This is a genomic window from Collimonas sp. NPDC087041, assembly GCF_044745265.1.
In the GTDB taxonomy this organism is placed as follows: domain Bacteria; phylum Pseudomonadota; class Gammaproteobacteria; order Burkholderiales; family Burkholderiaceae_D; genus Collimonas.
On the sequence record NZ_JBIUZX010000001.1, the window covers coordinates 468,994 to 490,086 of the forward strand.

General features: G+C 59.7%; 19 protein-coding genes. 7 read left to right on the forward strand and 12 right to left on the reverse strand.

Features of this window, described 5'->3' with window-relative positions:
* The first annotated feature begins 37 nt into the window (after window positions 1-37).
* A complete protein-coding gene (locus ACIPF8_RS02170; protein ID WP_400416844.1) occupies window positions 38-931 on the forward strand; it encodes a LysR family transcriptional regulator in 894 nt (297 codons plus the stop codon).
* 66 nt (window positions 932-997) lie between these two features.
* On the opposite strand, the gene ACIPF8_RS02175 is transcribed toward ACIPF8_RS02170, so the two are convergent.
* The 7 genes from ACIPF8_RS02175 to ACIPF8_RS02205 form a co-directional block, all read right to left on the reverse strand.
* Window positions 998-2,389, reverse strand: a complete 1,392-nt coding sequence (locus tag ACIPF8_RS02175) for a DUF945 family protein (protein ID WP_400416845.1) — start codon at window positions 2,387-2,389, stop codon at window positions 998-1,000.
* Window positions 2,390-2,488: 99 nt separating this feature from the next.
* Entirely contained in the window at window positions 2,489-3,052 is a 564-nt protein-coding gene (locus tag ACIPF8_RS02180; protein ID WP_400416846.1) for a GDYXXLXY domain-containing protein, read from the reverse strand.
* A complete protein-coding gene (locus ACIPF8_RS02185) occupies window positions 3,049-4,137 on the reverse strand; it encodes a DUF4401 domain-containing protein (protein ID WP_400416847.1) in 1,089 nt (362 codons plus the stop codon). The genes ACIPF8_RS02180 and ACIPF8_RS02185 overlap by 4 nt, the downstream gene beginning before the upstream one ends.
* Window positions 4,134-5,147 (reverse strand): DUF2157 domain-containing protein, encoded by a 1,014-nt coding sequence (locus ACIPF8_RS02190; protein WP_400416848.1) that lies wholly within the window; start codon window positions 5,145-5,147, stop codon window positions 4,134-4,136. Before ACIPF8_RS02190 ends, ACIPF8_RS02185 begins: the two co-directional genes overlap by 4 nt.
* A 107-nt stretch (window positions 5,148-5,254) precedes the next feature.
* Window positions 5,255-6,337, reverse strand: a complete 1,083-nt coding sequence (locus ACIPF8_RS02195) for a lipocalin-like domain-containing protein (protein WP_400416849.1) — start codon at window positions 6,335-6,337, stop codon at window positions 5,255-5,257.
* A 1-nt stretch (window position 6,338) separates the two neighbouring features.
* Window positions 6,339-8,879, reverse strand: coding sequence for an ABC transporter permease (locus ACIPF8_RS02200; protein ID WP_400416850.1), 2,541 nt, complete (start codon window positions 8,877-8,879; stop codon window positions 6,339-6,341).
* Window positions 8,880-8,928: 49 nt separating this feature from the next.
* On the reverse strand, window positions 8,929-9,633 hold the full coding sequence (locus ACIPF8_RS02205; protein ID WP_400416851.1) for an ABC transporter ATP-binding protein: 705 nt from the start codon (window positions 9,631-9,633) through the stop codon (window positions 8,929-8,931).
* 175 nt (window positions 9,634-9,808) lie between these two features.
* Between ACIPF8_RS02205 and ACIPF8_RS02210 the strand changes: the two genes are divergently transcribed.
* The 4 genes from ACIPF8_RS02210 to ACIPF8_RS02225 all read left to right on the forward strand — a co-directional run bounded on the left by ACIPF8_RS02210 (window position 9,809) and on the right by ACIPF8_RS02225 (window position 13,319).
* Window positions 9,809-10,021: a DUF3820 family protein gene (locus ACIPF8_RS02210; protein WP_400416852.1), complete on the forward strand. Its 213-nt coding sequence runs from the start codon at window positions 9,809-9,811 to the stop codon at window positions 10,019-10,021.
* 61 nt (window positions 10,022-10,082) lie between these two features.
* Window positions 10,083-11,435, forward strand: a complete 1,353-nt coding sequence (locus ACIPF8_RS02215; RefSeq protein WP_400416853.1) for a TAXI family TRAP transporter solute-binding subunit — start codon at window positions 10,083-10,085, stop codon at window positions 11,433-11,435.
* Between the two features lie 162 nt (window positions 11,436-11,597).
* Window positions 11,598-12,074, forward strand: a complete 477-nt coding sequence (locus ACIPF8_RS02220; protein WP_400416854.1) for a DUF2844 domain-containing protein — start codon at window positions 11,598-11,600, stop codon at window positions 12,072-12,074.
* Window positions 12,075-12,086: 12 nt separating this feature from the next.
* A complete protein-coding gene (locus ACIPF8_RS02225; protein WP_400416855.1) occupies window positions 12,087-13,319 on the forward strand; it encodes a DUF3443 domain-containing protein in 1,233 nt (410 codons plus the stop codon).
* A gap of 70 nt (window positions 13,320-13,389) precedes the next feature.
* Here the strand turns inward: ACIPF8_RS02225 and ACIPF8_RS02230 are convergent, their stop codons facing one another.
* A complete protein-coding gene (locus tag ACIPF8_RS02230) occupies window positions 13,390-14,103 on the reverse strand; it encodes a peptidoglycan DD-metalloendopeptidase family protein (RefSeq protein WP_400416856.1) in 714 nt (237 codons plus the stop codon).
* Window positions 14,104-14,719: 616 nt separating this feature from the next.
* Here ACIPF8_RS02230 and ACIPF8_RS02235 point away from each other — a divergent pair.
* Together ACIPF8_RS02235 and ACIPF8_RS02240 are read left to right on the forward strand one after the other, a co-directional pair.
* Complete coding sequence (locus ACIPF8_RS02235; protein WP_400416857.1) at window positions 14,720-16,564, forward strand: collagen-like triple helix repeat-containing protein; 1,845 nt, start codon at window positions 14,720-14,722, stop codon at window positions 16,562-16,564.
* A 238-nt stretch (window positions 16,565-16,802) separates the two neighbouring features.
* On the forward strand, window positions 16,803-16,997 hold the full coding sequence (locus ACIPF8_RS02240; protein WP_061537241.1) for a hypothetical protein: 195 nt from the start codon (window positions 16,803-16,805) through the stop codon (window positions 16,995-16,997).
* A gap of 13 nt (window positions 16,998-17,010) precedes the next feature.
* Here the strand turns inward: ACIPF8_RS02240 and ACIPF8_RS02245 are convergent, their stop codons facing one another.
* The 4 genes from ACIPF8_RS02245 to ACIPF8_RS02260 form a co-directional block, all read right to left on the reverse strand.
* Window positions 17,011-18,576 (reverse strand): diguanylate cyclase, encoded by a 1,566-nt coding sequence (locus ACIPF8_RS02245; RefSeq protein WP_400416858.1) that lies wholly within the window; start codon window positions 18,574-18,576, stop codon window positions 17,011-17,013.
* A 30-nt stretch (window positions 18,577-18,606) separates the two neighbouring features.
* Window positions 18,607-19,629 (reverse strand): GlxA family transcriptional regulator, encoded by a 1,023-nt coding sequence (locus ACIPF8_RS02250; protein WP_400416859.1) that lies wholly within the window; start codon window positions 19,627-19,629, stop codon window positions 18,607-18,609.
* 312 nt (window positions 19,630-19,941) lie between these two features.
* A complete protein-coding gene (locus tag ACIPF8_RS02255; RefSeq protein WP_061537240.1) occupies window positions 19,942-20,235 on the reverse strand; it encodes a transposase in 294 nt (97 codons plus the stop codon).
* 21 nt (window positions 20,236-20,256) lie between these two features.
* Window positions 20,257-21,057: a hypothetical protein gene (locus tag ACIPF8_RS02260; RefSeq protein ID WP_400416860.1), complete on the reverse strand. Its 801-nt coding sequence runs from the start codon at window positions 21,055-21,057 to the stop codon at window positions 20,257-20,259.
* Between the last annotated feature and the right edge of the window lie 36 nt (window positions 21,058-21,093).

The following is a 21,093-nucleotide window of genomic DNA, read 5'->3' on the forward strand; positions in this document are numbered from 1 at the left end:
TTTCCGGCAAGGACTGACCGGCAAGACTGGAAACAACATGGATTGGGATAACGCCAGGATTTTCCTTGGCATTTACCGCGTCGGCACCCTGCGCGGCGCGGCAACCTTGCTGCAAGTTGACCAGGCGACTGTTGGCCGGCGCCTGGCCGCGATGGAGCAATCGCTCGGTGCGCGCCTGTTCTTGCGTACGCCCGCCGGCTACGTGCCGACCCCAGCCGGGGAATTGGCCTTTACCGCAGCGGAGCGGATGGAGCTGGCGGCCGATCAGTTGCAGCGGCAGATGCAAGGCATCGACGATCGCCTCTGCGGGGTAGTGCGGGTGGCGGCCACCGACACCATGGCCAAGCACTATCTGTTCATCGCCTTGCAGCGCTTGCGCGCGCTACATCCAGACATTCGGGTGGTGATGAGCACTTCCACTCAATTATCCAACCTGACCCGGCGCGAAGCGGACCTGGCGGTACGCACCTTGCGCCCCAGCAGCCCCGATCTGATTTCACGCCACCTGACGCGGCGCGCAGTTGGTTTGTATGCTTCAAAAAGCTACCTGAAGACGCACGGCGAACCGCAACCCGATACGGCGCTGGCTGGACACGATTTGGTGATTTATCAAAGCAGCATCTCGCCCTCCCAGAGTGAGGCCTTGTGTGGCGAGCCGACCGGCAACGCGCGCGTTGCGCTGGAAGTCAATTCCGGCCTGATGCTGATTGAGGGCGTGCGCGCCGGCCTTGGCCTCGGCGAATTACCGACCCACATGGCCGATCTCGATCCGCAACTGGTGCGCATCTGGCCGCACCGTACCGAGACTTATGACGTCTGGCTGGTGCTGCATGGCGACCTTAACCGCACGGCGCGGGTGCGTGCGGTGGCGGATGCAATCGTCGAGGTGTACACCGAAAACGATGAAAGCCTAAAAAAGCGACGCACCTGAGAAAAGCCCCGCCGGGTTGCAATAACCGGGCAGGGCTGATTTTCGTCTTTCTTCGGCAAGTCGGAGTTACATGATGCGCTTGCCGTTGATGGCGACACCTTGCGGACCGAACGTTGATTCCAGCGACAATTGCTTGCCGTCGTCCTTGATATAGCCTTGGTCGACATACATCTTCAACTGGCTTTCCTTCCTTTGCCGCTGGGCCGGCGCGGCCGCATTTTTCTGCTCGAATGCATTCAGGAACACATCGCGCGCGAGCGTCAGCGAACCTTTGCCGGAAATTCTTTCCTTCAGCAGCGCCATCACGTTGTCGCCCTTCAATGCGTCCGGCGCCAGGCCTTTGCCATCCAGGTTGACTTCAAAGGTGCCGGCGACGTCGCCGTTAGGCGTCTTCAAGCTGAGACGGTCGACGCGGAAACCGGGGGAGTTGGCGACCAGTTCGCCCGCATTTTGCATCAGCAAATCCATATGCGCCTTTTGCTGGGCCAGCTTGGCGTCGGTGCTGTCGTCACCCGCCGCTGCAACTGCGGCAGCATCGGCGCCGGCGGCTGGCTGGGTTTTTGCCATATCTTCATAGAACGCCTTGGAAGCCGCCTGGATTTTCAGTAGTGCATCCTTGTTCAGGTTGAGGTAGGAAAAGTCGAAGTGGATGTCGTCGGCGACAACGCCGTTGGCATCACCGAACAGGCTCTTGTCGATCTTGGTCTGGTAGACCAGGTCGAAATTGTTGCCGTGGTCTTTCAGGTCGGTATCCATGACCAGGTTTTGCAGTTTCAGGAAGGCGTTACCGTTTCTGGTCGCCTCGACACTGTCCAGCTTGATGCGGCCGTCCTGTTTCCAGGTATCGGTGGCGCTCTTTTCATCCTTGTAAGTGCCGCTCAGGTTGAGATTGCTCAAATTGAAGTTGAGCTGGGTGGCCGCTGTGGTGGCGCTGAGGGATGGCAGGTTGAGTTCGTATTTTTGCGTTTCGCCACTTTTTCCGTGGAAGTTCAGGGTCAGGTTTTTGCCTACAACATGCAAGCCTTCTTCATTTTTCCAATCGATTTCCGGCGCCGCGATGTTGGTCGAGAAGCCGCCGAAAAACAGTTTGTCGCTGCTGGCGTCGAGCTTCACCGGCAACGGTGTTTCCACGCCCTTGTCATCTACCAGTGTAATCGTGTGCGTGATCTTGGCCCAACGGTAAAACGGAATCGCGAACTGATTGATCTGATGTGTTACCGCCAGGCGGATTGGCTGTGGCCCCATCGCAATCGCGTACTCGGTCTTGGCTGTCGACGAGAACCAGCCGCGCTGAAACGATGCCAGCTTGGCGGTGACTGGCAGGGAGCTACTGTTCAGCGTTGCTTGATCGATTTTGCTCAATTCCGCTTCGGCGCGCATGCCAACCAGGCCGGGAACTACGGCAACCCATGCAAGCACGACGACGCCGACGGCGATGGCAATTTGAGAACGTTTCATGTTTTTTAAGTGAAAGGGTAAATGTTAATAATAACTTAAGTATTGCGGTAGGGTAAGTGTATTGTGATGTTTCTCTAGTTTTTTAGTCTAATTTTTAACTTACGAGCCACCGACGCCGGCTGGAGATGAGGAGGGCTTGTCGACCCGATCGGCAATCGGCTGGCGCTGCTCATCGGCCAAGCCGGCCAGCAATGCCGTGCCGTCATTGGCCACCCGGAATATGGCATAGCGGGCCTTGGCGAAACGTGCGCCTTCTCCTTCGGCGAAGAAGTAACTTTGGCTCGGCAAGCGAGCGCCGCCGTTTTCCCATTTCAGGCGTAACCGGATTTCATCGTTTTGCGCTTGCTCTCCGGCTTTGGCGATGCGCAGCAGTTGAGCGACGCCGTCTGCGTCAGCGTTCAGCATGACCGCCAACGCTTGCCCTTCGCCGGCAGTGGCATCGGTGGTCGACAGCAATTGCCCGACTTGTTGTGTCAGTTGATAGTCGAGCGCCATGTAATCGCCTTGCATCAACGAACGTGGATCGACCGGGCGCAACTGCAGCAGCACTGCGCGGCCATGTTTCAAGGTTTGCTCGTGCTGCCAGACGATGCCGTTGAGTAGCAGCAGCGTAACCAGGGCGGCAATGACGAAAGCCGGGAGGTGCCAGCGCTTCATGGTCATGGTGTTCTCCTCGACATGAACAGCCACGCCAGCAACAGCACGGCGCCGCTCGCCATCAGCAGTAATCCTTTATGCAGCAGCGGCCAGCTCAGGTTGTAATAGAAGGCGCCGAAGCCCGCCAGTGCCGCGGCAATGCCAAGCGCGGTCAGGTAGCTGCGACCTTCGGCCAAGCCGATCCATAGCACCAGCGCCGCAGTCGCCAGTGCCGGCGACAAGACGCAGAGAGGCAGCAGCACCGCCAGCGGCCAGATCCTGGCGCCTAATCCGGGGGAGTGGCGCAGCGTCGCCGCCACTGCCAGCAGCAAGGGCAGCAGGTCAAGCAAGCGGTGGGCCAGCCAGAGCGTATTGGGAGCCAGCCATTGATCGGCATCGGCGGGTGCGCCGAACAACGTGTGCCAGAAAATCGCCTGCCACACTTGTACGCCCAGCCAGAACCACAGCAGCGCGTGACGCAGCGGTTGCCAGACCGCAGGGCCGATTCCGAGCCGGTTCGGCGGTTGGGTCCATAGCCACCACAGCGCCAACGAAAACAGCAGGTCGCGCAGCGGCGCAAGTTGCCAGACCCAAGCCGTCTGCTGTTCCAGATCGTAGCTGTAGCGTCCCAGCCATGGCGTCATCCAGTACCACAATACCGCCAGCATGACGCCGGCCGCGATGAAGCGCAGCAGGCGATGGCTGGACAGTGCGAACAGGATCAGCGCCAGGATGAAAGTCGTCAGTTCCCACGAATCCGGCTTGAGGCCAAAACCGGCCAGCACGGCGCCGGCAATCGCCACTGGTACCGCCATCTGCGGCAGGAAAAACGATTTCCGGTTGAAGTGCATTACGGCGATGGCAAGCGCCATCAGCACCACCCCGCAAACCAGCCACGCGCTTTCGTTGCTGGCGATGAAGGCCGGCACCACCACGGCCGCCACCAGCAATGCGGCAGCAATCCACGCCGCAATGGTTTGCAGGATCATCACTGACCACGGCAGGCTGTCATCGTGCTCAGGTAGCGCCGCATCCTGACGCAACGCGCCACTGTCGCGCAAGCCGGTGATCACGCTGTCCCAGCCCGCAAGCTGATTGATTGATTGGCTCATGGCGCCAGCTCCTCTAATGGCGATGCGGTTTGCCATTGCCGGTGCCGTGCATGCAGCCACCAGGCGATACCGCCCAGGCCGCCGATGGCCAGCAAGGCTGTAGGATACAGCCAGCCATTGTCATGCGTGAAATTGGCGATCCATGCCAGCACGGCAGCCCACACTGAAAACAGCGGCAAGGCCAGCAGCAGCAGGTCGCGTCGCAGCGAATAGAAGTACAGCGCTGCGCCCACGCAGGCCAGCCACAGCAGCAGGACCAGGCCGTTAGCGGTCGGCGAATATTCACCGAACACACGCGAATGCGCGCCGGCCAGGATCATGCACGCCTGGATTGTCAGCAGCAGCGTTAACCCGAGGCCCAACAGGCGCGGCAGGATGCGTGCTGTCCATGGCGCTGCTGCGCTTTGCCGCCATTCGGTAACGATCAGCGCGGCCAGCCAGAAGCCAATCAGCGGTAGATTCGCATTGTCGAACGGATCCCATGTCGACAGCGCCGAACGCCAGGGCGCGTGCGGCAGCCACAGTTGCAGCGCCAGCGAGACGATGATGATCCACAAGCCCCACAACGGCGCGAAATTGGCAAGCAACGTCCATGGCAGCGCTAGCGCTGCCCACAGCGCGAACAATTGCCAGGCATCGGCGCCGGTCTGGTACGCCTGGCCGATTACCGCCAGCCAGATGCCGGCCATGGTGGCGACGGCAAACAGCGCCCAGCGCCGGGCCTGGCTGTCCGGTCGGGCCATGAAGGCCCACGCCAGCAACGCCAGCCAGCCGGCTTCGGCGGCGCCGACCCGCGCCAGGCGCGGCCAGGCCAGCCAGTTGGAGGCGAACAGCATCAGGGTGCCGGCCAGTACGCACAGCACGCCGCCGATCAGCAGCAGGCGTGCCGCAAGCTGACGCCAGCGCGCAGCGTCCGGCGCCAGATGCAGTGCGTATAGCGCCTGGCGATAGCCCTGATGGTCCAAGGCGCCGGTGTCGTGCCAATGATCAAGAATGCTGCGTGCATTCATCGTCAAACTCCAATTAGGTGAGAGATTGGCAACATATTGAGGCATAAAGTGTTTTTTGAAAAGCAACATTAGCATTCAACTGCCTGTTGCGATGCGGCTGCCGAAGATCAGAATTTCAACGGTTTCAGATAGCCGGTCAATTCCAGATACCCGCGCCCGGTGCGCTTGCCGTCGCGCTTGACGGTCACTGCGCCTTCCCAATATACCGAGCCGGTTGAGCCGCGCGAATCCAGTTCCTGGTCGTCCTGCAACGGCACCAATTGCCAATCGATAGCGCCGGTGCGCAACATGGCCTGCACCGGATAGCTGGCATCGGTACGCGGCGAGCGCCAATTGCGTTGCGGCTGGAATGCAACCTGGTCTGGCGTGAACTGCGTGACGTTGCCGTTGGCATCACGCAATGTCGCGTGAGACCAGATCCGCTCGCCGTTGCGGCTGCGGATCTGGAACGCCATCAAGGCTGAACCATCGTCCAGGTTGGCGCCCAGCCAGTCCCAGCCGGCGGCGTCGGCGGCCAGTACGCTGGTCGACCATTCATGATCGAGCCAGGCGTTGCCACTGACAGTTTGTTCGTGGCCGGCCCGGCTTAACTTGCCGCTGACCTGCAACTGCGGTTCGCTGTAGTAATAGCTGGCTTGCGCCGGCAATGGTCCTTTGCGGGAATAGCCGCGTTCGCCCTGCAAGAGCGGCGCCTGGGTTGGTGTCAGTTTGATGTCGAGCGTGAAATCGTTGGCGTCGATCCTGGCATGGTAGCTGCCGTCGGCCTGGCGCAGCAGGCGCCAATTATCGAGGACGACATCGGTGTTGCCTTCTTTTGCATAGGCCAGGCCGAAGCCGGCGCGCGCGCTTTTTTGGTCATGCAGCAGCTTGCCGACAGCAGGGTCGGACAGCGCGACATGGGCGATGATCAGTTGGTCGGGAGCGAAGGCGCTGGGATTGGCGCGGTCGTGATCGGTGGCGGAACGGAAAAAGGTAATCTGAAAACCGAGCGGTTTGCCGTCCGGTGTCGCCAGCCAGCCGGTTGCGTACCACCATTCGGTGCGGAAGTCGGGATGGGCGCCGCTGTCTTGCGGCAGCGTCAACGGCCGCTGTGGCGTCACCTGCGTGAACTGCGGCGGCGCCGCCTGTAATAACTGCGCAAGCGATAAAAAGAGCAGGCCCAGTAGCCAATCACGTAATTTCAAATGCATGTCACCAATCCTCCCGCACAGCGCGTACCGCATCGATCGATACTGCCCGCAAACCAGCCAGCAACGCCGTAGCGCCGGCCGACAGCAACAGCAGCAGGGCCACCGAACCCAGGCCGCGCCACGGCATGTGTAAATCCATGGTCCAGTGGAACGATTGCGGATTGACGACGAATACCAGGATCAGGCTGATGGTCCAACCGAGCAGGAAGCCGACCGCCATGCCGAGCGCAGTCAGCAAACCGCCTTCCAGCGCCAGCATGGCAAGTATCTGGCGGCGGGTGATGCCGACATGGCGCAACATGCCGAATTCCCGTGTACGAGCCAGCGTTTGCGCCGAAAAAGTCGCGGCCACGCCAAACAGGCCGATCACGATCGCCACGATTTCCAACAGGTAGGTCACGGCAAAGCTGCGATCGAAAATCTTCAAGGTGGTGGCGCGGATGTCTCCAGGTTGGGAAAACTCGAGCGCGGCGCCGAACGGCAGGCGGCGCATGGCGCCGATAACGGCGTTTGCATCGGCGCCTGGTTGCAAGGTAAGCGCGGCATCGCTGACCTGGTTGTCGCCGCTGAGTCGCTGATAGTCAGACAGGCGCAATTGAATCGCCCCGGTCTGCCGCGCATAATCGCGCCAGATGCCAGCCACCACGAAGGCATGACGCTGGCCGCCGATCGGCAGCATGACACGCTGGCCGAGCCGGTAACCATACAGGTCAACCATTGCTTCAGAAACCCAGATCGGCAGGGCGCCGGCAGCGTTGGAGGCAGTGAGAGCCGCCGGCGATATCAATGCGCCGCTGAGCGGCAAGGTACGGCCCGGATCACCGGCGTCGATCATGCGTGCGATCAGGGTTACCGGCGGCCTGGCCGGATCAAGGGCCAAGTTCGCGCTGCGCAGGAATGTGGTGTGCGCCACGCCTGGCACTGCGGCCAACGCTTGCTGTTCGGTCGGGCCCATGGCGCCGGTTTCACCACCGCCGGCGGTGCGCACATAAATATCCTCTGACAGAAGCTGTTGCACCCAATCGTCGACCGAGACGCGGAAACTGGAGACCATGATCGCCATGGCCACAATCAGGCTGAAGCTCGACAGCACGCCACCCAGCGCAATCGAAGCCTGTCCGGGAACGTTGGCTAGGCGCGCCAACGCCAAGGTCGGCACCGCGCTGAGACGCCGTCCCAGCATCACTCTTTGTAGCGCGGTAAATGCCAGTGCCGCCACGCGTGGCATGAGCGCAATGCCGCCGATCAGCAGCAACGCCACTGCGATATAGCCGAATACCGGCAGGTCGAACACCGGCGGCAATTGCGTCAGCAGCGCGCCCAGCAACAGGCAGGTCAGCGCCGGCCAAGGCGTTGCCAGCCGTGTCAGGGCCGTTTCTTCGCTGCCCGATTTTAATGCTGCCGCCGGGCGCGCGCGAGCGGCTTCCAAGGCCGGGGCCAGGCTGCCCAGCAGGGCAATGCCGGTGCCGAGCGCGAAGAAAAACAGGGCAGCCGGCAGATCAAACTGCACGCTCGGCTGTACGCCGCGGAAATAGCCGCCACCGAGGTCGCCGCCAAAAAAATGCAGCGCCGTGGCCGCCAACGCATAACCCAGCGCAAGTCCCAGCAGGGCGCCCAGCACGCCGAGCAGGCTGCCTTCCAGCAGCACCTGGCGCAACAATTGGGCGCGCTGCCAGCCCAGCACGCGCAGCAGCGCAAACTGCGGACGGCGCCGGATGACCGATAGCGCCTGGGTCGAGAACACCAGGAAAGCGCCCGTGAACAGGGCTACCAGCGCCAGTACGCTGAGATTGACGCGATAGGCGCGCGACATGTTGTTGGTGCGGCTGTCCTGGTCCTGGCTTTCCGAGACTTGAAAGGTATCCGCCAGCTGTGCCTGCAACCTCCGTTTGAATGCGGAGCGATTAACGCCTTGCTGCAGCTTGATGTCGATGCGCGACAACTTTCCGAGGCGCTGGAAGCGCCATTGGGCGGCGCCGATATCCATCACCGCGATGCGTTGCCCGGGCCGTGCGCGCACCAGGCCGCCGGCCACTCGCAGGGTAACGATGCCAGTGCCATTCTGCAGCGCCAGTTGCCCGCCCGGCCGCACTTGCAGCCATTCCTGCGCTGCAGGTGAAAGGAAAATCGCGTCGTCGGCGAGGGTGTCGAAAGGTCGTTGACTGTCCGGTACGCCGATCAGGTCAGGCGCAATGTGTGCTGCCCGCATGACATCGATGCCAAGCACTTTGAGGGGAGTGTGTTGGCCAGGCACGGTGATGTCCAGTTCCAATACCGGGCTGGCCAGCGCAACGCCGTCGTGGGTCGCCAGTTGCGGATAGATTTTTTCGTCGAATAAACCTTGTGCGCCGCGCACCTGCAAATCGGATTGGCCGGACAGGCTTCTGGCCGCAGCGGAAAACTCATTGAAGGCGGCGCCGTTGATCAGTTCGACCCCATAGCCGAGCGCGACGCCGAGCGCAATCGCGATAATTGCCACCAGTGCCCGCACCGGGTGGGCACGCCATTCGCCCAGTAGCAACCAGCGCGTGAAAGTGCGCATTGGATTAGCAGATTTCCTGGTGATCGGATCGACGGCCTGCATCAGCAGCTCAACCCTGCGCCGGCAGCGGCTGCAAGCCATCGGCCGTCATCAGCAGGATGCGGTCGGCGTTGGCTGCGGCCGCTGCCGAATGGGTGACCATGATGGCCGAGGCGCCGTTGGCCTTGATTTCCTGGCGCAGCAGGGCCAGCACTTCGTGTGCGGTATCGGGATCGAGATTGCCGGTCGGCTCGTCGGCCAGGATCAGCGTCGGCCGGTGCACCAGTGCGCGGGCGATGGCGACCCGCTGCATTTCCCCGCCCGACAGCTGGCGCGGGAAATCGTTGCCGCGGCCAGCCAGGCCGACCGCTGCCAGCAGTTCCAACGCACGCGTCTGCGGTTCATCGTTGAGCAGCAGCGGCAGGGCGACATTCTGCTGCACGGTCAGGTGCGGCAGCACGTGGAAAGCCTGGAAAATGAAACCGAGCTTTTGCCGGCGCAAACGGGTGGCGGCATCATCGTCCAGGCTCGACATGGCGACGCCGTCGATCAGTATCGCGCCGCCGTTGATGTTGTCGAGGCCGGCGATCAGGTTCAGCAGCGTCGATTTGCCGACCCCGGAATCGCCCATGATGGCGACGTATTCGCCGGCGGCCAAGGTGAAATCGAGATGGTGCAGCACTACGCGGCCGTGTCCGTAAGATTTGCGCAAGCCGCGGCATTCCAGTGCCGGGACGCTGGCGTTGATAGCGGATGTGGTATTGGTGGTGTGCATGCAGGGGCGATGGGGAAGTAGGCTGACCGTCGACAGTGTAGAGGATTTTCTCCTTGGCTGCGGATGCGCTCATTTCAATCAAAATCGCATGGCGTCAGGAATATTTGGCACAATACGCGCCTTTGCTGCCTTTATTTTCTTGTCATTGCTCGTGCAATCCTCAGGCCATATCAATATGAACCCCGAACACTTACAACTGCTGGTGACGCGCCAGATGCCTTTTGGGAAATACAAGGGACGGTTGCTGGCGGACCTGCCCGGCGATTACCTGGCCTGGTTTGCACGCGAAGGTTTCCCGTCAGGTGAATTGGGCGGCTTGATCGCCCTGATGTATGAACTGGATCACAATGCGTTGACGCACCTGCTGGCCCCTTTGCGCCAGAAATGAAGCAGAGTGTGAATCGTGTCACGGCAATCACGCCAAACTCTTCAACGACAGACAAACTCCCATGGCTACTCCGCTCAATCCCGCTGAACTGAAACAGTCTGCGATCAATATCAAGACCCGTTTCGTTGCGATCTCCTGGCGCGACCTGGCCATCAGCTTCGGGCCGATTGCGCTGTTGGCGATCATCGCGGTCTGGCTGGCAATCTGGTTCATCCATCCGGCGCCGCCGAAGACCATCACCATCGCCACCGGGCCGGAGCACAGCAATTTTTGGAACACCGCGCAGAAATACAGCAAGATCATGGCGAGCAACGGCATCACGCTGAAGATCGTCACATCGGAAGGATCACTGGATAACCTGCGCAAATTGAACGATCCGAAATCCGGCGTTGATGTCGGCTTTGTGCAGGGCGGGGTGGCCGGGGACATACCGATTGATGAGCTCGTGTCACTCGGCAGCGTTGCTTATGTGCCGGTGTCGGTGTTCTATCGCGGCCATAAAGCGCTCGATCGCTTGTCTGAGCTGGAGGGAAAACGTGTCGCCATTGGCCTGCAAGGCAGCGGTTCGCGCGTGTTGGCGCTGACCTTGCTGAAGGCAAACGGCATTGAGCCGGGCGGCAAGACCGAGCTGCTTGACATGGGCGGCGATGAGGCCGCCCAGGCACTGACCGACGGCAAGATTGACGCGGCTTTCCTGATGGGCGATTCTGCTTCGCCGCCAACCATGGGCAAGCTGTTGCGTACGCCCGGCGTGCGCTTGCTCGATTTCGCCCAGGCCAGCGCTTATGCGCGGCGCTTCAGTTATCTGAACGAGCTGCGGATACCGAAGGGCGTGTTTGATTTCGGCAAGAACATTCCAAATCGCGACATGCGCTTGATTGCTCCGACTGCCGAATTGGTGGCGCGTGAGGATCTGCATCCGGCCTTATCGGACCTGCTGATCGATGCCGCCAAGGAAGTCAACGGCGGCGCCAACGTGCTGCAGCGTGCCGGCGAATTCCCGGCGCCGCTGGCTCACGAGTTCCGCATCAGCGACGACGCCACGCGCTATTACAAATCCGGTAAGGGCTTCTTCTACCGTACCTTGCCATTCTGGCTGGCCAGCCTGGTCGATCGTACCCTGGTGGTGGTATTGCCGATCATCCTGCTGCTGATACCAGGCTTCAAACTAGTGCCGCTACTGTACGGCTGGCGCATCAAGTCGCGCATCTATCGCTGGTATGGCACCCTGATCGCGCTGGAACGTGCCGCTGTGACCCATACGCCGGAGGAACAGGCACATCTGCTCAAGCGGCTAGACCATATCGAAGAAGCGGTGAACCGGATGAAAATGCCGCTGGCTTTTGCCGATCAGTTTTATGTGTTGCGGGAGCACATAGGTTTCGTGCGGTCGCGCCTTGTCAACCGGAGCTGAAGTGTCTTAATCTGAGGGCTTGCTGTCATGGTTGCGGATTGAAATTGCTAGCACATCATCGATGAGAATGGCATGGAAAGATTCTAAAACAACTTTTGTAAATTGCCCTGCGGCATCGGTTATGATTTCACAAGGTCATTGTCAATCGAACAGAGGTGAGTCATGAGATTTCCCGTTTCCTGCCTGTGCGCCATGTTGCTGGCGCAGTCGCTGCCGGCGTTTGCCGCACTCGGCGGCGCTCCCGGCGCCGCGCAAGCCAGTAGTCCTCAAGCCAGCAGCACCCAAGCTGACAGCGTGCGCGCCAAAGCCGCTGCGCGCGTCACTAATTACAATGGTTACTCGGTCAGTGAGACCTTGGAGCCGTCTGGCACGACGGTCAAGGAATACGTTTCTGCTGACAACATTGTCTTTGCGGTGAGCTGGCAAGGTCCTAGCATGCCGAATCTGCAGGAGTTGCTGGGTAGCTACTCAGAGCAATTTGTCGCCGCGGCTAGCGTGCCCCATGCCGGGCGACGGGCGGTAGCGATCCAGTCCGATCAGTTGGTATTGCGTTCCGGTGGCCATATGCGTTCATTTGCCGGCAGCGCCTACGTGCCGGCCTTGTTGCCGCAAGGCGTGACCCCTAATGACATTCGCTGACCGGAGATGACCATGCGCCCTTTGACGTATCTTGTTTGCCTGCTCAGCAGCCTGTTGTTAGTTGCCTGCGGCGGCGGTGGCGGTTCCAGCGGCAGTACGACGCCGACTACCCCGCCGGTGGTGCCCCCGACTGTGCAAAATTCTGTGTCGATCGTGGTTGATAGTGGACCCAACACTTCGTCCGGCCAGTCGGTCGGCGCAGTGAATTCTCCGTATGTCTCGGTAACCATCTGCCAGCCTGGCAGCAGCACCCAATGCCAAACCATCGACCACATCCTGGTAGACACCGGTTCCAGCGGTTTGCGGATCATCTCGTCGGTGCTGTCGGGAGCGGCTACATTGCCGGCGCTCACCGATGCCGGTGGCAATGCAATCGCCGAGTGCGCGCGCTTTGCCGATGGCTATAGCTGGGGCTCGGTCAAACAGGCGGATTTGCGTGTCGCAGGTGAAGTGGCCAGCGGGATATCGGTCCAGATCATCGGCGACAACGCATTTCCCAACGTCCCGAGTAGTTGCTCGGGCGGCCTGGTGGCGGAGAATACCGTGGCGGCATTCCGCGCCAACGGGGTGCTCGGAATCAGTTCCTTTGCCCAGGATTGCGGCAGTGCCTGCGCATCACAAGCGCTGGCGGGTTGGTACTACACCTGCCCCGGAGGCACGTGCACGGCGGCGGCTCTGAGTGTCGCCAAACAGGTTGGTAATCCGGTCGCAGTTTTCCCGCAGGATAACAATGGCACGGTGATCCAACTGCCGTCGGTAGGCAGCAACGGCGCCGCCGGGGTGACCGGTTCGCTGATTTTCGGGATTGGTACGCAAACCAATAATGCCCTTGGCAGCGCCAGCATCTACACGCTGAATAGTTCGGGCAACCTGAGCGCCTTGTATCAGGGCACGGTGGTGCAGGCGTTTTTCGACAGTGGCTCGAATGGCTTGTTCTTCGCCGACAGCACGATTCCGAATTGCAGTGTCAGCCAAGGGTTTTATTGTCCGATTTCGACATTGAGCCGTAGCGTCGTCAATACCGGTATCAACGGGCGCAGCGGTACGGTGAATTTCAATGTGGCCAATGCCGATAGTTTGTTCCAGTCCAATCCAAACAACACGGCGTTCAACAACCTTGCCGGCGGTCCGGCCTTCACATCGTATTTTGACTGGGGATTGCCGTTCTTCTTCGGGCGCTCGGTGTATACCGCGATTGAAGGCGTCACGGCGGCGGGAACGGTAGGGCCTTATATAGCGTATTGAGTCAGGCAACTGATTCCAGGAATGCCCGGAGCGCCCAATCAGGCGCCTCCGGGCATTTTCTTTTGTGCGATCAGCGGCTGGGCAGGTAGCGCGTCGGGTCGACAGGCTTGCCCTGGCGGCGGATTTCGAAATACAGCTTGACGGCATTGCTGTCGGATTTGCCCATTTCAGCGATTTGCTGGCCCTTGCTAACCATTTGCCCTTCCTTGACGGTGATGGTCTTGTTGTGTGCATAGACCGACAGCAGGTTGCTGTTGTGTTTGACGATCACCAGATTGCCGTAGCCGCGTATGCCGCTGCCGGCATACATCACCTTGCCGCTGGCGGCAGCCAGCACCGGCTGCCCGAGCTGCCCAAAAATATCGATGCCCTTTTTACCCTGGCCGGCGCCATTGCTGGATTTTCCGTTCGCCGGCCAGCCCCAGTCGATGGCGTCCTTGGCATCGGCTCCCGTGTCGTTGTCACTGCTATCGGCGCTGCTATTGCCGCTGTTGCTGCGGGCAGGGCTTTTGGCACTGCTGGCCGTACTTGGCGCACTGCTGCGTGTGCCTTGCGGAACGACCCGCAGCACCTGATCCACCTTGATGTCATTCGGATCCGCCAGTTTGTTCCAGGCGATGATTTCGCTATTGCTGCGGCGGAATTTGCGGGCGATGCTGGACAAGGTGTCGCCCTTTTGCACCGTGTAATAGCCGGGGCCGCTGGGAGTTGGCGATGCGCCGCTGCCAGAGCCGGACGGTGTGCCGCAAGCTGCGAGTGCAAGGGTCAGGATAAGCGACAGCAAGTAGCCGGCAAATTTCGTTTGCTTGTGTGTTTGCGGGCCTAGCCCTCGGGGATTCTGTACCGACAATGACATTCCTCTGATTAATCGATCTCTTTTGATTCAATTTCAATGACGCCTGCCGACCTGCCTGTGGCGACGGCGCATCCTCTGACTCTACCGATGGCAACTAGTTGCGTACGTCGTCGAGAACATTGCAAGCAAGCGATTGTGTTGCCGTTCTTGCTAGATGCCCGAGGATATCTCAATTTTGACTATGGGGTAAATGGTGTTGCCGTGCGCCCATTGCGTCGCGTGGTCGAATGTTAGGAAAGCCGTATTTGAAGTTTCCTTTTAAATTGCTGATTGATGTATTTTTAATAATTTATTGTGTGGTCGATGCGCCCGGCGTTACGTTACATGTAACGTATCAATCGCCATAAATGCTGCTGGCAGTGGAGGCCTTCAAGATTTTGTTGAAAACTCTTTAGTCATTGATTAATAAGGGTTATTTGTATTTTTCGACGCCGATGGAGGATGTTTTTTACTTCCTGAATTCGCTGTTTTACGACTGGCACGCTCTTTGCGAAATAGCACCACATGAACGTGTGGTTCTAAATTTCACCAAGGGAGATACATCATGAAAGCATCGCGTAAAAGTGGCGTCGTTGCAGCATCCATCTTGTTAACAGCCTTGCTGGCCGGTTGTGCCAGTGGCGGCGGAGACCTAGGGAAGTCGCTCGGATCAACATCCGGGACTACCGCCGGCACAGGAGCCGGCAGCGGTTCAGGCAGCGGCTCGGGCGGCGGATCAGATGGTGGTGGCTCGGGCGGTGGCACAAGTGGCGGTTCTGACGGTGGCGGCAGTGGTGGCACAGGCGGCGGCACAGGTGGCGGTACAGGTGGTGGAACAGGTGGTGGCACAGGTGGTGGCACAGGTGGTGGCACAGGTGGTGGCACAGGTGGCGGCACAGGCGGCGGCACAGGTGGCGGCACAGGTGGCGGTACTGGCGGTGGCACAGGTGGCGGCACAGGTGGCGGAACAGGCGGCGGAACAGGCGGCGGAACAGGCGGCGGAACAGGTGCATCGGCCAATTTCCTTTCCAATGTCGGCAGCACTGTAACCACCACAGGAACCGCAGTAGCAACGATAGGCAGCACGGTCATTAACAATGTTCCGTTGTTGTCGACGCAATCCAAGAGCGGCTTGACCGGAGTGGTCGACGGCGCCAGCGGAATTGTCACCACGTTGGGCGCGGGTGTCACTAACGGCCTTGGCCAACTCGGCAGCAATCCAAATGCAATTGGCACCACTGTCTCCAGTGTCGGCGGTGTCGTTACGCAAGTCGGCAACACGGTGCAAGGCGCGGGACAACTGGTGACCGGACTCGGCAGCGGACCGTTAGCACCATTGGCGGCAGTCACCACGCCGGTAGGTGGTTTGGTAACGCAGGTGGGCAGTGCGGTTTCCGCGCTGGGCGCGCCACTGACCAATGCGTTGTCGACCGGCCCGGTGCAACAGATTACGCAAACCGTGGGCCAGGCGATTGTGCCGCTGACCAGCACCGTGACGACGCTGACACAGACAGTCGGGAATGCGACCGGTTTGAACCAGCCAGTGAACGGCTTGCTGGCTGCTGTCGGTGGTGGCGTCAATACTCTGGGCAATGCGCTGACTGGCGCCAATGTACCTGTGGTTAGCAGCCTGGGCCCGGTAGTCAACGGTGTCGGCGCCACAGTGGCCGGCCTCGGCACAAATGCCCTGGTGGGCACTGGCCAGCCTTTGCTGGGCAACAAGACCGGCGGCCTGCTGCAGCCTGTCGATAACGTGCTGACCGGGTTGGTTGGCGGACTGGGCGGCGCGGCTGGCGGCAGTGGCCCACTGGCTCCGGTTACCGGCTTACTGAGCGGCCTGACTGGCGGACTTGGCGGTGCAGCTGGTTCGGGCAGCGGCCCATTGGCTCCTGTTACCGGCTTGCTGAGCGGTCTGACCGGCGGACTCGGCGGTGCAGCTGGTTCGGGCAGTGGCCCATTGGCTCCTGTTACCGGCTTGCTGAGCGGCCTGACTGGCGGACTTGGCGGTGCAGCTGGTTCGGGCAGCGGCCCATTGGCTCCTGTTACCGGCTTGCTGAGCGGTCTGACTGGCGGACTTGGCGGTGCAACCGGTTCGGGCAGTGGTCCATTGGCCCCTGTTACCGGCTTGCTGAACGGCCTGACTGGCGGACTCGGTGGCGCAACTGGCACTGGATCGGGTAGCAATCCATTGGCGCCTGTTACCAACCTGGTAGCCGGCTTGACCGGTGCCGTCGGTGGCACAACTGGCACAACTGGCTCGACTGCCAATCCTCTGGCACCGGTGACAAACCTGGTTGCTGGCCTGACTGGCGGCAAAGGCACAACTGGTACAGCCGGTACAACTAGTAATCCGCTAGCGCCCGTCACCAATTTGTTGGGCGGCTTGCTGGGCGGCGGCAAGAAACAATGATGTAGATCGGCCCACTCGGAAGGAGGTGTCGGCTGCACATGCGACGCTTCCTGATTCGATGCTGGGCCGGTTGGCGGTGACAGCCCCCATCGAGAACCGACAAACCATCTCACACTGAGGCGCCGGGGCAAATCCTACTTCAAGGCCAGCTTCCTGGAAACGGCAATAACAATAAGGTAATACGTTTCCAGCGAGGCGCCGGCTGAGGTCTTACAGTTAATCTTTCCGAGGTGGGATCATGAGAGCGGAACAAATAGTCGATTTGATTGCATGCGCAAGCCCACAGGCGCAGGTACCGGGAAACGATTTACTGATCGGGATGCTGGCACGCGAGATTGCAGCGCTGTCGTACAAGCTGACCGAGCAGGAACTGTACCGCTTGATCGCGGTTGGCGCACTGGTCTATGAACGGGGGCGGCGAGGGCGGGCATGAGTGCTAACAGGCCCTAATGCAAATCGGCATTGGAGCAGACACGATTGCGGCCGGCGGATTTTGCTGCATACAAGGCTTTGTCGGCCGCTTGTACCAATTCAAATGGGATATTGCCGTCCCTGACCGGCACGAAGGCATCGACGCCGGCGCTGATGGTCACCACTCCGGCCGGGCCGTGCGGATGTTCGATATGCAGGTTGTATATCGCCAGCCGGATTTTCTCAGCCACGGCGATGGCGCCGGCCAGGTTGGTATCCGGTAGCAAGACTGCCAATTCCTCACCACCGTAACGCGTCGCCAGGTCGCCGGGGCGGTTCTTGCTGGCCTTGATGACTTCACTGATTTGTCGCAGGCATTCGTCGCCAGCCGGATGGCCATAGATGTCGTTATATTGCTTGAAGCAATCGACATCGATCATGACTAGCGCCAGCGGATTCTCGGTGCGCATGGCACGGCTGAATTCATCGCGCAAGGCGCTATCAAACTGGCGCCGGTTGGCTAGTCCGGTCAGGCTGTCCTGCAGTGCCAATTGCTCCAGGTGCTGGTTCAGCGTTTTCAATGAAGCCTGGACCTGCAACAAATCGGCTTCCGCCAACAAGCGCAACCGGATTTGGTGAATCAGCCGCCAGCCCAGTAAACCCAGGGCAGTCGTCAACAGCAAGGCGCCGAATAAATGCAGATGAGAGTCGGCGAGCCAGCCGCTCAACACCTCGTCCTTGGAGCGCGCCACCGTGACGAATAATGGATATTCCTGCAAATGCCGATAGGCGATCAAGCGCTCCAGTCCGTCCTGGCCGGAGGCGATGATGGCCGTACCCTCCGCATTCTTGGCGGCATAGTCACGATAGATCGGATAATTCGCCAGGTTCTTGCCGATGGTGTCGTCGCTCATCGGGCGTCGGACCAGCATGGTGCCGTCGTTGAGACTCAGAATAATCGAGCCGGCATGGCCGATGTCGAAGCTGTCGTAGTAATTCTTGAAGTAGCTGATGTTGATGGTGGCCAGCGCCAGTCCAGCGAAGCTGCCGTCCGCATGGTTGAAGCGGCGCGATACCGTGACGATCCATTCGCCGTTATAACGGCTTCGCACCGGCGGCCCGATGAAAGGGCCGCGGTCGGTCGAGCCGATGTGATGGATGAAGTATTGGCGATCAGCGTTGTTGAGGTAAGGAATAGGGCCACTTTTTGCGTTGACCAGCCATAGTCCCGTTTCGTCGTAAATCGATAAGTCGTTCAACTGCGGCAGTTCGCCGATGTGCTGGATCAGCAATCGATGCAGGCGTTCCAGCGCGACGCTGCCTGTACCATCCATTTCCAGGCGTTCAACCACGCCGACCAGCACCGTGTCAGCTTCTTTGAGGGTGTCATCGGCATGCTGCGACAGCGCGCGGGCGAGGTTGGAGGTGGCGATTTCGGTCTCGCGCAATTGCAGGCTGCGCGCGTTCCAGCTGCGCCATACCTCAATCAACATCAGGGACGTGCAGACCAGTACCACAAAGACCGTTGCCAGAAGCGTGATCGGCAGGGGCTTGAGACTAAAGCGCACTTGGCGGGGCGCTATCGCGATGGGGGTATTCATCGGAGTGTCCACCTGTGCTTGGAATTATTTTCAGGAAGAACGTATGCCTTTGCGATACTCTGTCGGGGAAGTCCACATATGCTTGCGGAATAGTTTGGCCACATGTTCACCGCTGAACAGGCCGCAGCGCCGCGCAATTTTATCGACCGGCAGGTCGGTCTCAGTCAGTTGCTGGCGCACCGCTTCCAGGCGCAGGTTCAGCAGGAAGTCGTGCGGCGTCTGGCCGGTTTCGCGCTTGAATTGGCGGACGAAATTACGTTCACTCATGGATACGTGATTGGCGGCATCGACGACGCTGATCGACTCGGCAAGATGCTCGACAAACCATAGCGATGCCTTGTGGATCTTGCTGCTCTTGGCCGGATCGGCCGAGCGCGTGGCGTGCTGGGCCGGCGGGTTGTCACGCCGGCGCTGGCATACCACCAGGCTTTGCGCGACACGTTGCGCAACTGCCGGACCGAGATCGTTTTCCAGCAGGCGCAATGCGAGCTCTGCCGCCATGCCAACATCGCAAGAAGTGAAGATGCCGTCGTCTTCGCTGATTTGCGACTCGCGATCGATTTTCACCAGCGGAAACTCGCGCGCCAGTTTGTCCAGCAACGCCCAATGGGTGGTGGCGCGACGATTGTTCAGGAAGCCGGCGGCGCCGATGACGAACACGCCGGTGCAAATCGCAGCAATCCTGCGGACGTTACTGCGCATGCGTTGCAGCCAGGCGATAAGATCGGGGTCGCGGTAAGCATCGAAATTGCCGGTGCCGCTGGCGATGAGTAATGTGTCGAATTGGTGTTCGCCGAAAGATGCCAGTGGCGAAGTCATGATCTGTACGGAGGCTGATGACATGATCATGCCGCCCGATATGGAAAGAACTGAAACAGCGTAACGCGTCGTGCCAGGAAATACTGTGGATATCAGTTTGTCGCCAATGCCGAAGACGTCGGCCGCGCCGACCACATCGGCGAGTACGACCCCTTCAAAAACGATAATACCGATATGCCTGGTTGAGCTGCTGTCGTCTATCACCTCAAGTGTCTTTACGCACTCGATATCCATGAGACTCTCCCTGCGGCCAACTTACTGTTTTGCATTGCCGGAACGCAATTTTTTATTAGTAAATTGTTATTCCTCATTCTGCTACAAAACTGAAATTTGTCCAGCTAATGATTGTTAAATATAGTCAGTTTTGTGGCGTGTTTGCACAAGCTTCTACATAGGAGCAAAAAGATTTCTTGAGGGAATTGATGTTGTGCACCAATGTTAATTTCTGCTGAGTATTTAGTTGGTGTACGGAAGCTGTTTTTCATCCATCTTATCCCTGTCAAACCTGGTGCTTGCATCATCGCCGACCGTTCGATTCAGTCACCTTCAATTCGAAGAACTGTAGTGTTCATGCTTGCCTCTCTTGTCGTCCAGTGCATCCTGCAAGCGAGAATTCTCCAGTGTCAGCTCCGCCACGATTTGCTTCAGCTTGGCATTCTCTTCTTGCAGGCATTTCAAATCGTGCGGATAGCCTGGAAGTCCACCGTACTGCTTCTTCCAGTTGAGGAAGGTGCGTTCAGTGATTCCAGCCTGCCTTATCACGTCAGCCACCGGCATACCCAGCTCTTCCTGTTTGAGAGCTGCGGCAATCTGATCGCTTGAGAATGGCGTGCGCTTCATGGCATCCCCTTGCGTTTCGGCTCAACGTGCGGTTAGGGCAGACAGTGTGTCCAGGCCAAGTCGTGCGCGTATCAATGGATCCTTGTACTGATCGCCGATGTTATTGATGCTGTTTTGACCGACGGTGCTGGTCGACGATGCCGAAGGTGCGGCTGCCGGTGTTGCAGGCGCGGCTGGTGCAGCGGCTCTTTCCATGCCAGGGCAGGAGCGTCCGGTCGATTCAACTGCTTTCCGGTTGGCCTCGCTTTGGCACAGTAACGCCAGTGCAACGTCGTTTAAACCCATCGCACGAAATTCCCTGGAATCGAGCCGGCGCACGCAAGCCTGGTCGACCATGGTGGTGCCGCCAGTTGCGCCAAAGCCGGTGAAGGACAGGCCGAACGATGCCGAACCCATGCAGGTATCGGACAGCGTTGTCGTCAGCGATGGTGCAACAATATTCGGTACGGTCTTGACGGTGTAGGTGCCGCCATAGTTCACCGTCGATGTGGTGCCTGCCGGATCGCCTGCGGCTGAGCTAGTGCCTGTCGGCGATGATGTTGTGCCAGAGGTTCCAGAGGTGCCGGAAGATGTGCCGGATGTGGAGCTGGGCAAAGTGACGGACAGGCTTACTGTCGAACTGCCGCCAGCTGCATTGCCGCCGCTTGAAGCGGTTGCGCTGCCGCCTGCTGCCGTGCCGCCTGCAGCCGAGCCGCCGGTGCCGCCGCCGCCGCCAACTGCGACCGAGGTAGCGGTGGATGAGGTCGAAGGCGTAGTCGTTTGTGCTATTGCTGGTAATGTGAAGGCCGAGGCTATCAGGATACCTATAAGTTTGCGTTTCATGGCTTCTCCATCGTAATGGTTGGTTTGATAAACGAG

What these genes read in the sequence shown, in the direction of transcription:
- ACIPF8_RS02170 (WP_400416844.1), top strand. Translation starts at nt 38, where the DNA reads ATGGATTGGGATAACGCCAGGATTTTCCTTGGCATTTACCGCGTCGGC.
- ACIPF8_RS02175 (WP_400416845.1), bottom strand. Translation starts at nt 2,389, where the DNA reads ATGAAACGTTCTCAAATTGCCATCGCCGTCGGCGTCGTCGTGCTTGCA.
- ACIPF8_RS02180 (WP_400416846.1), bottom strand. Translation starts at nt 3,052, where the DNA reads ATGACCATGAAGCGCTGGCACCTCCCGGCTTTCGTCATTGCCGCCCTG.
- ACIPF8_RS02185 (WP_400416847.1), bottom strand. Translation starts at nt 4,137, where the DNA reads ATGAGCCAATCAATCAATCAGCTTGCGGGCTGGGACAGCGTGATCACC.
- ACIPF8_RS02190 (WP_400416848.1), bottom strand. Translation starts at nt 5,147, where the DNA reads ATGAATGCACGCAGCATTCTTGATCATTGGCACGACACCGGCGCCTTG.
- ACIPF8_RS02195 (WP_400416849.1), bottom strand. Translation starts at nt 6,337, where the DNA reads ATGCATTTGAAATTACGTGATTGGCTACTGGGCCTGCTCTTTTTATCG.
- ACIPF8_RS02200 (WP_400416850.1), bottom strand. Translation starts at nt 8,879, where the DNA reads ATGCGCACTTTCACGCGCTGGTTGCTACTGGGCGAATGGCGTGCCCAC.
- ACIPF8_RS02205 (WP_400416851.1), bottom strand. Translation starts at nt 9,633, where the DNA reads ATGCACACCACCAATACCACATCCGCTATCAACGCCAGCGTCCCGGCA.
- ACIPF8_RS02210 (WP_400416852.1), top strand. Translation starts at nt 9,809, where the DNA reads ATGAACCCCGAACACTTACAACTGCTGGTGACGCGCCAGATGCCTTTT.
- ACIPF8_RS02215 (WP_400416853.1), top strand. Translation starts at nt 10,083, where the DNA reads ATGGCTACTCCGCTCAATCCCGCTGAACTGAAACAGTCTGCGATCAAT.
- ACIPF8_RS02220 (WP_400416854.1), top strand. Translation starts at nt 11,598, where the DNA reads ATGAGATTTCCCGTTTCCTGCCTGTGCGCCATGTTGCTGGCGCAGTCG.
- ACIPF8_RS02225 (WP_400416855.1), top strand. Translation starts at nt 12,087, where the DNA reads ATGCGCCCTTTGACGTATCTTGTTTGCCTGCTCAGCAGCCTGTTGTTA.
- ACIPF8_RS02235 (WP_400416857.1), top strand. Translation starts at nt 14,720, where the DNA reads ATGAAAGCATCGCGTAAAAGTGGCGTCGTTGCAGCATCCATCTTGTTA.
- ACIPF8_RS02240 (WP_061537241.1), top strand. Translation starts at nt 16,803, where the DNA reads ATGAGAGCGGAACAAATAGTCGATTTGATTGCATGCGCAAGCCCACAG.
- ACIPF8_RS02245 (WP_400416858.1), bottom strand. Translation starts at nt 18,576, where the DNA reads ATGAATACCCCCATCGCGATAGCGCCCCGCCAAGTGCGCTTTAGTCTC.
- ACIPF8_RS02250 (WP_400416859.1), bottom strand. Translation starts at nt 19,629, where the DNA reads ATGGATATCGAGTGCGTAAAGACACTTGAGGTGATAGACGACAGCAGC.
- ACIPF8_RS02255 (WP_061537240.1), bottom strand. Translation starts at nt 20,235, where the DNA reads ATGAAGCGCACGCCATTCTCAAGCGATCAGATTGCCGCAGCTCTCAAA.
- ACIPF8_RS02260 (WP_400416860.1), bottom strand. Translation starts at nt 21,057, where the DNA reads ATGAAACGCAAACTTATAGGTATCCTGATAGCCTCGGCCTTCACATTA.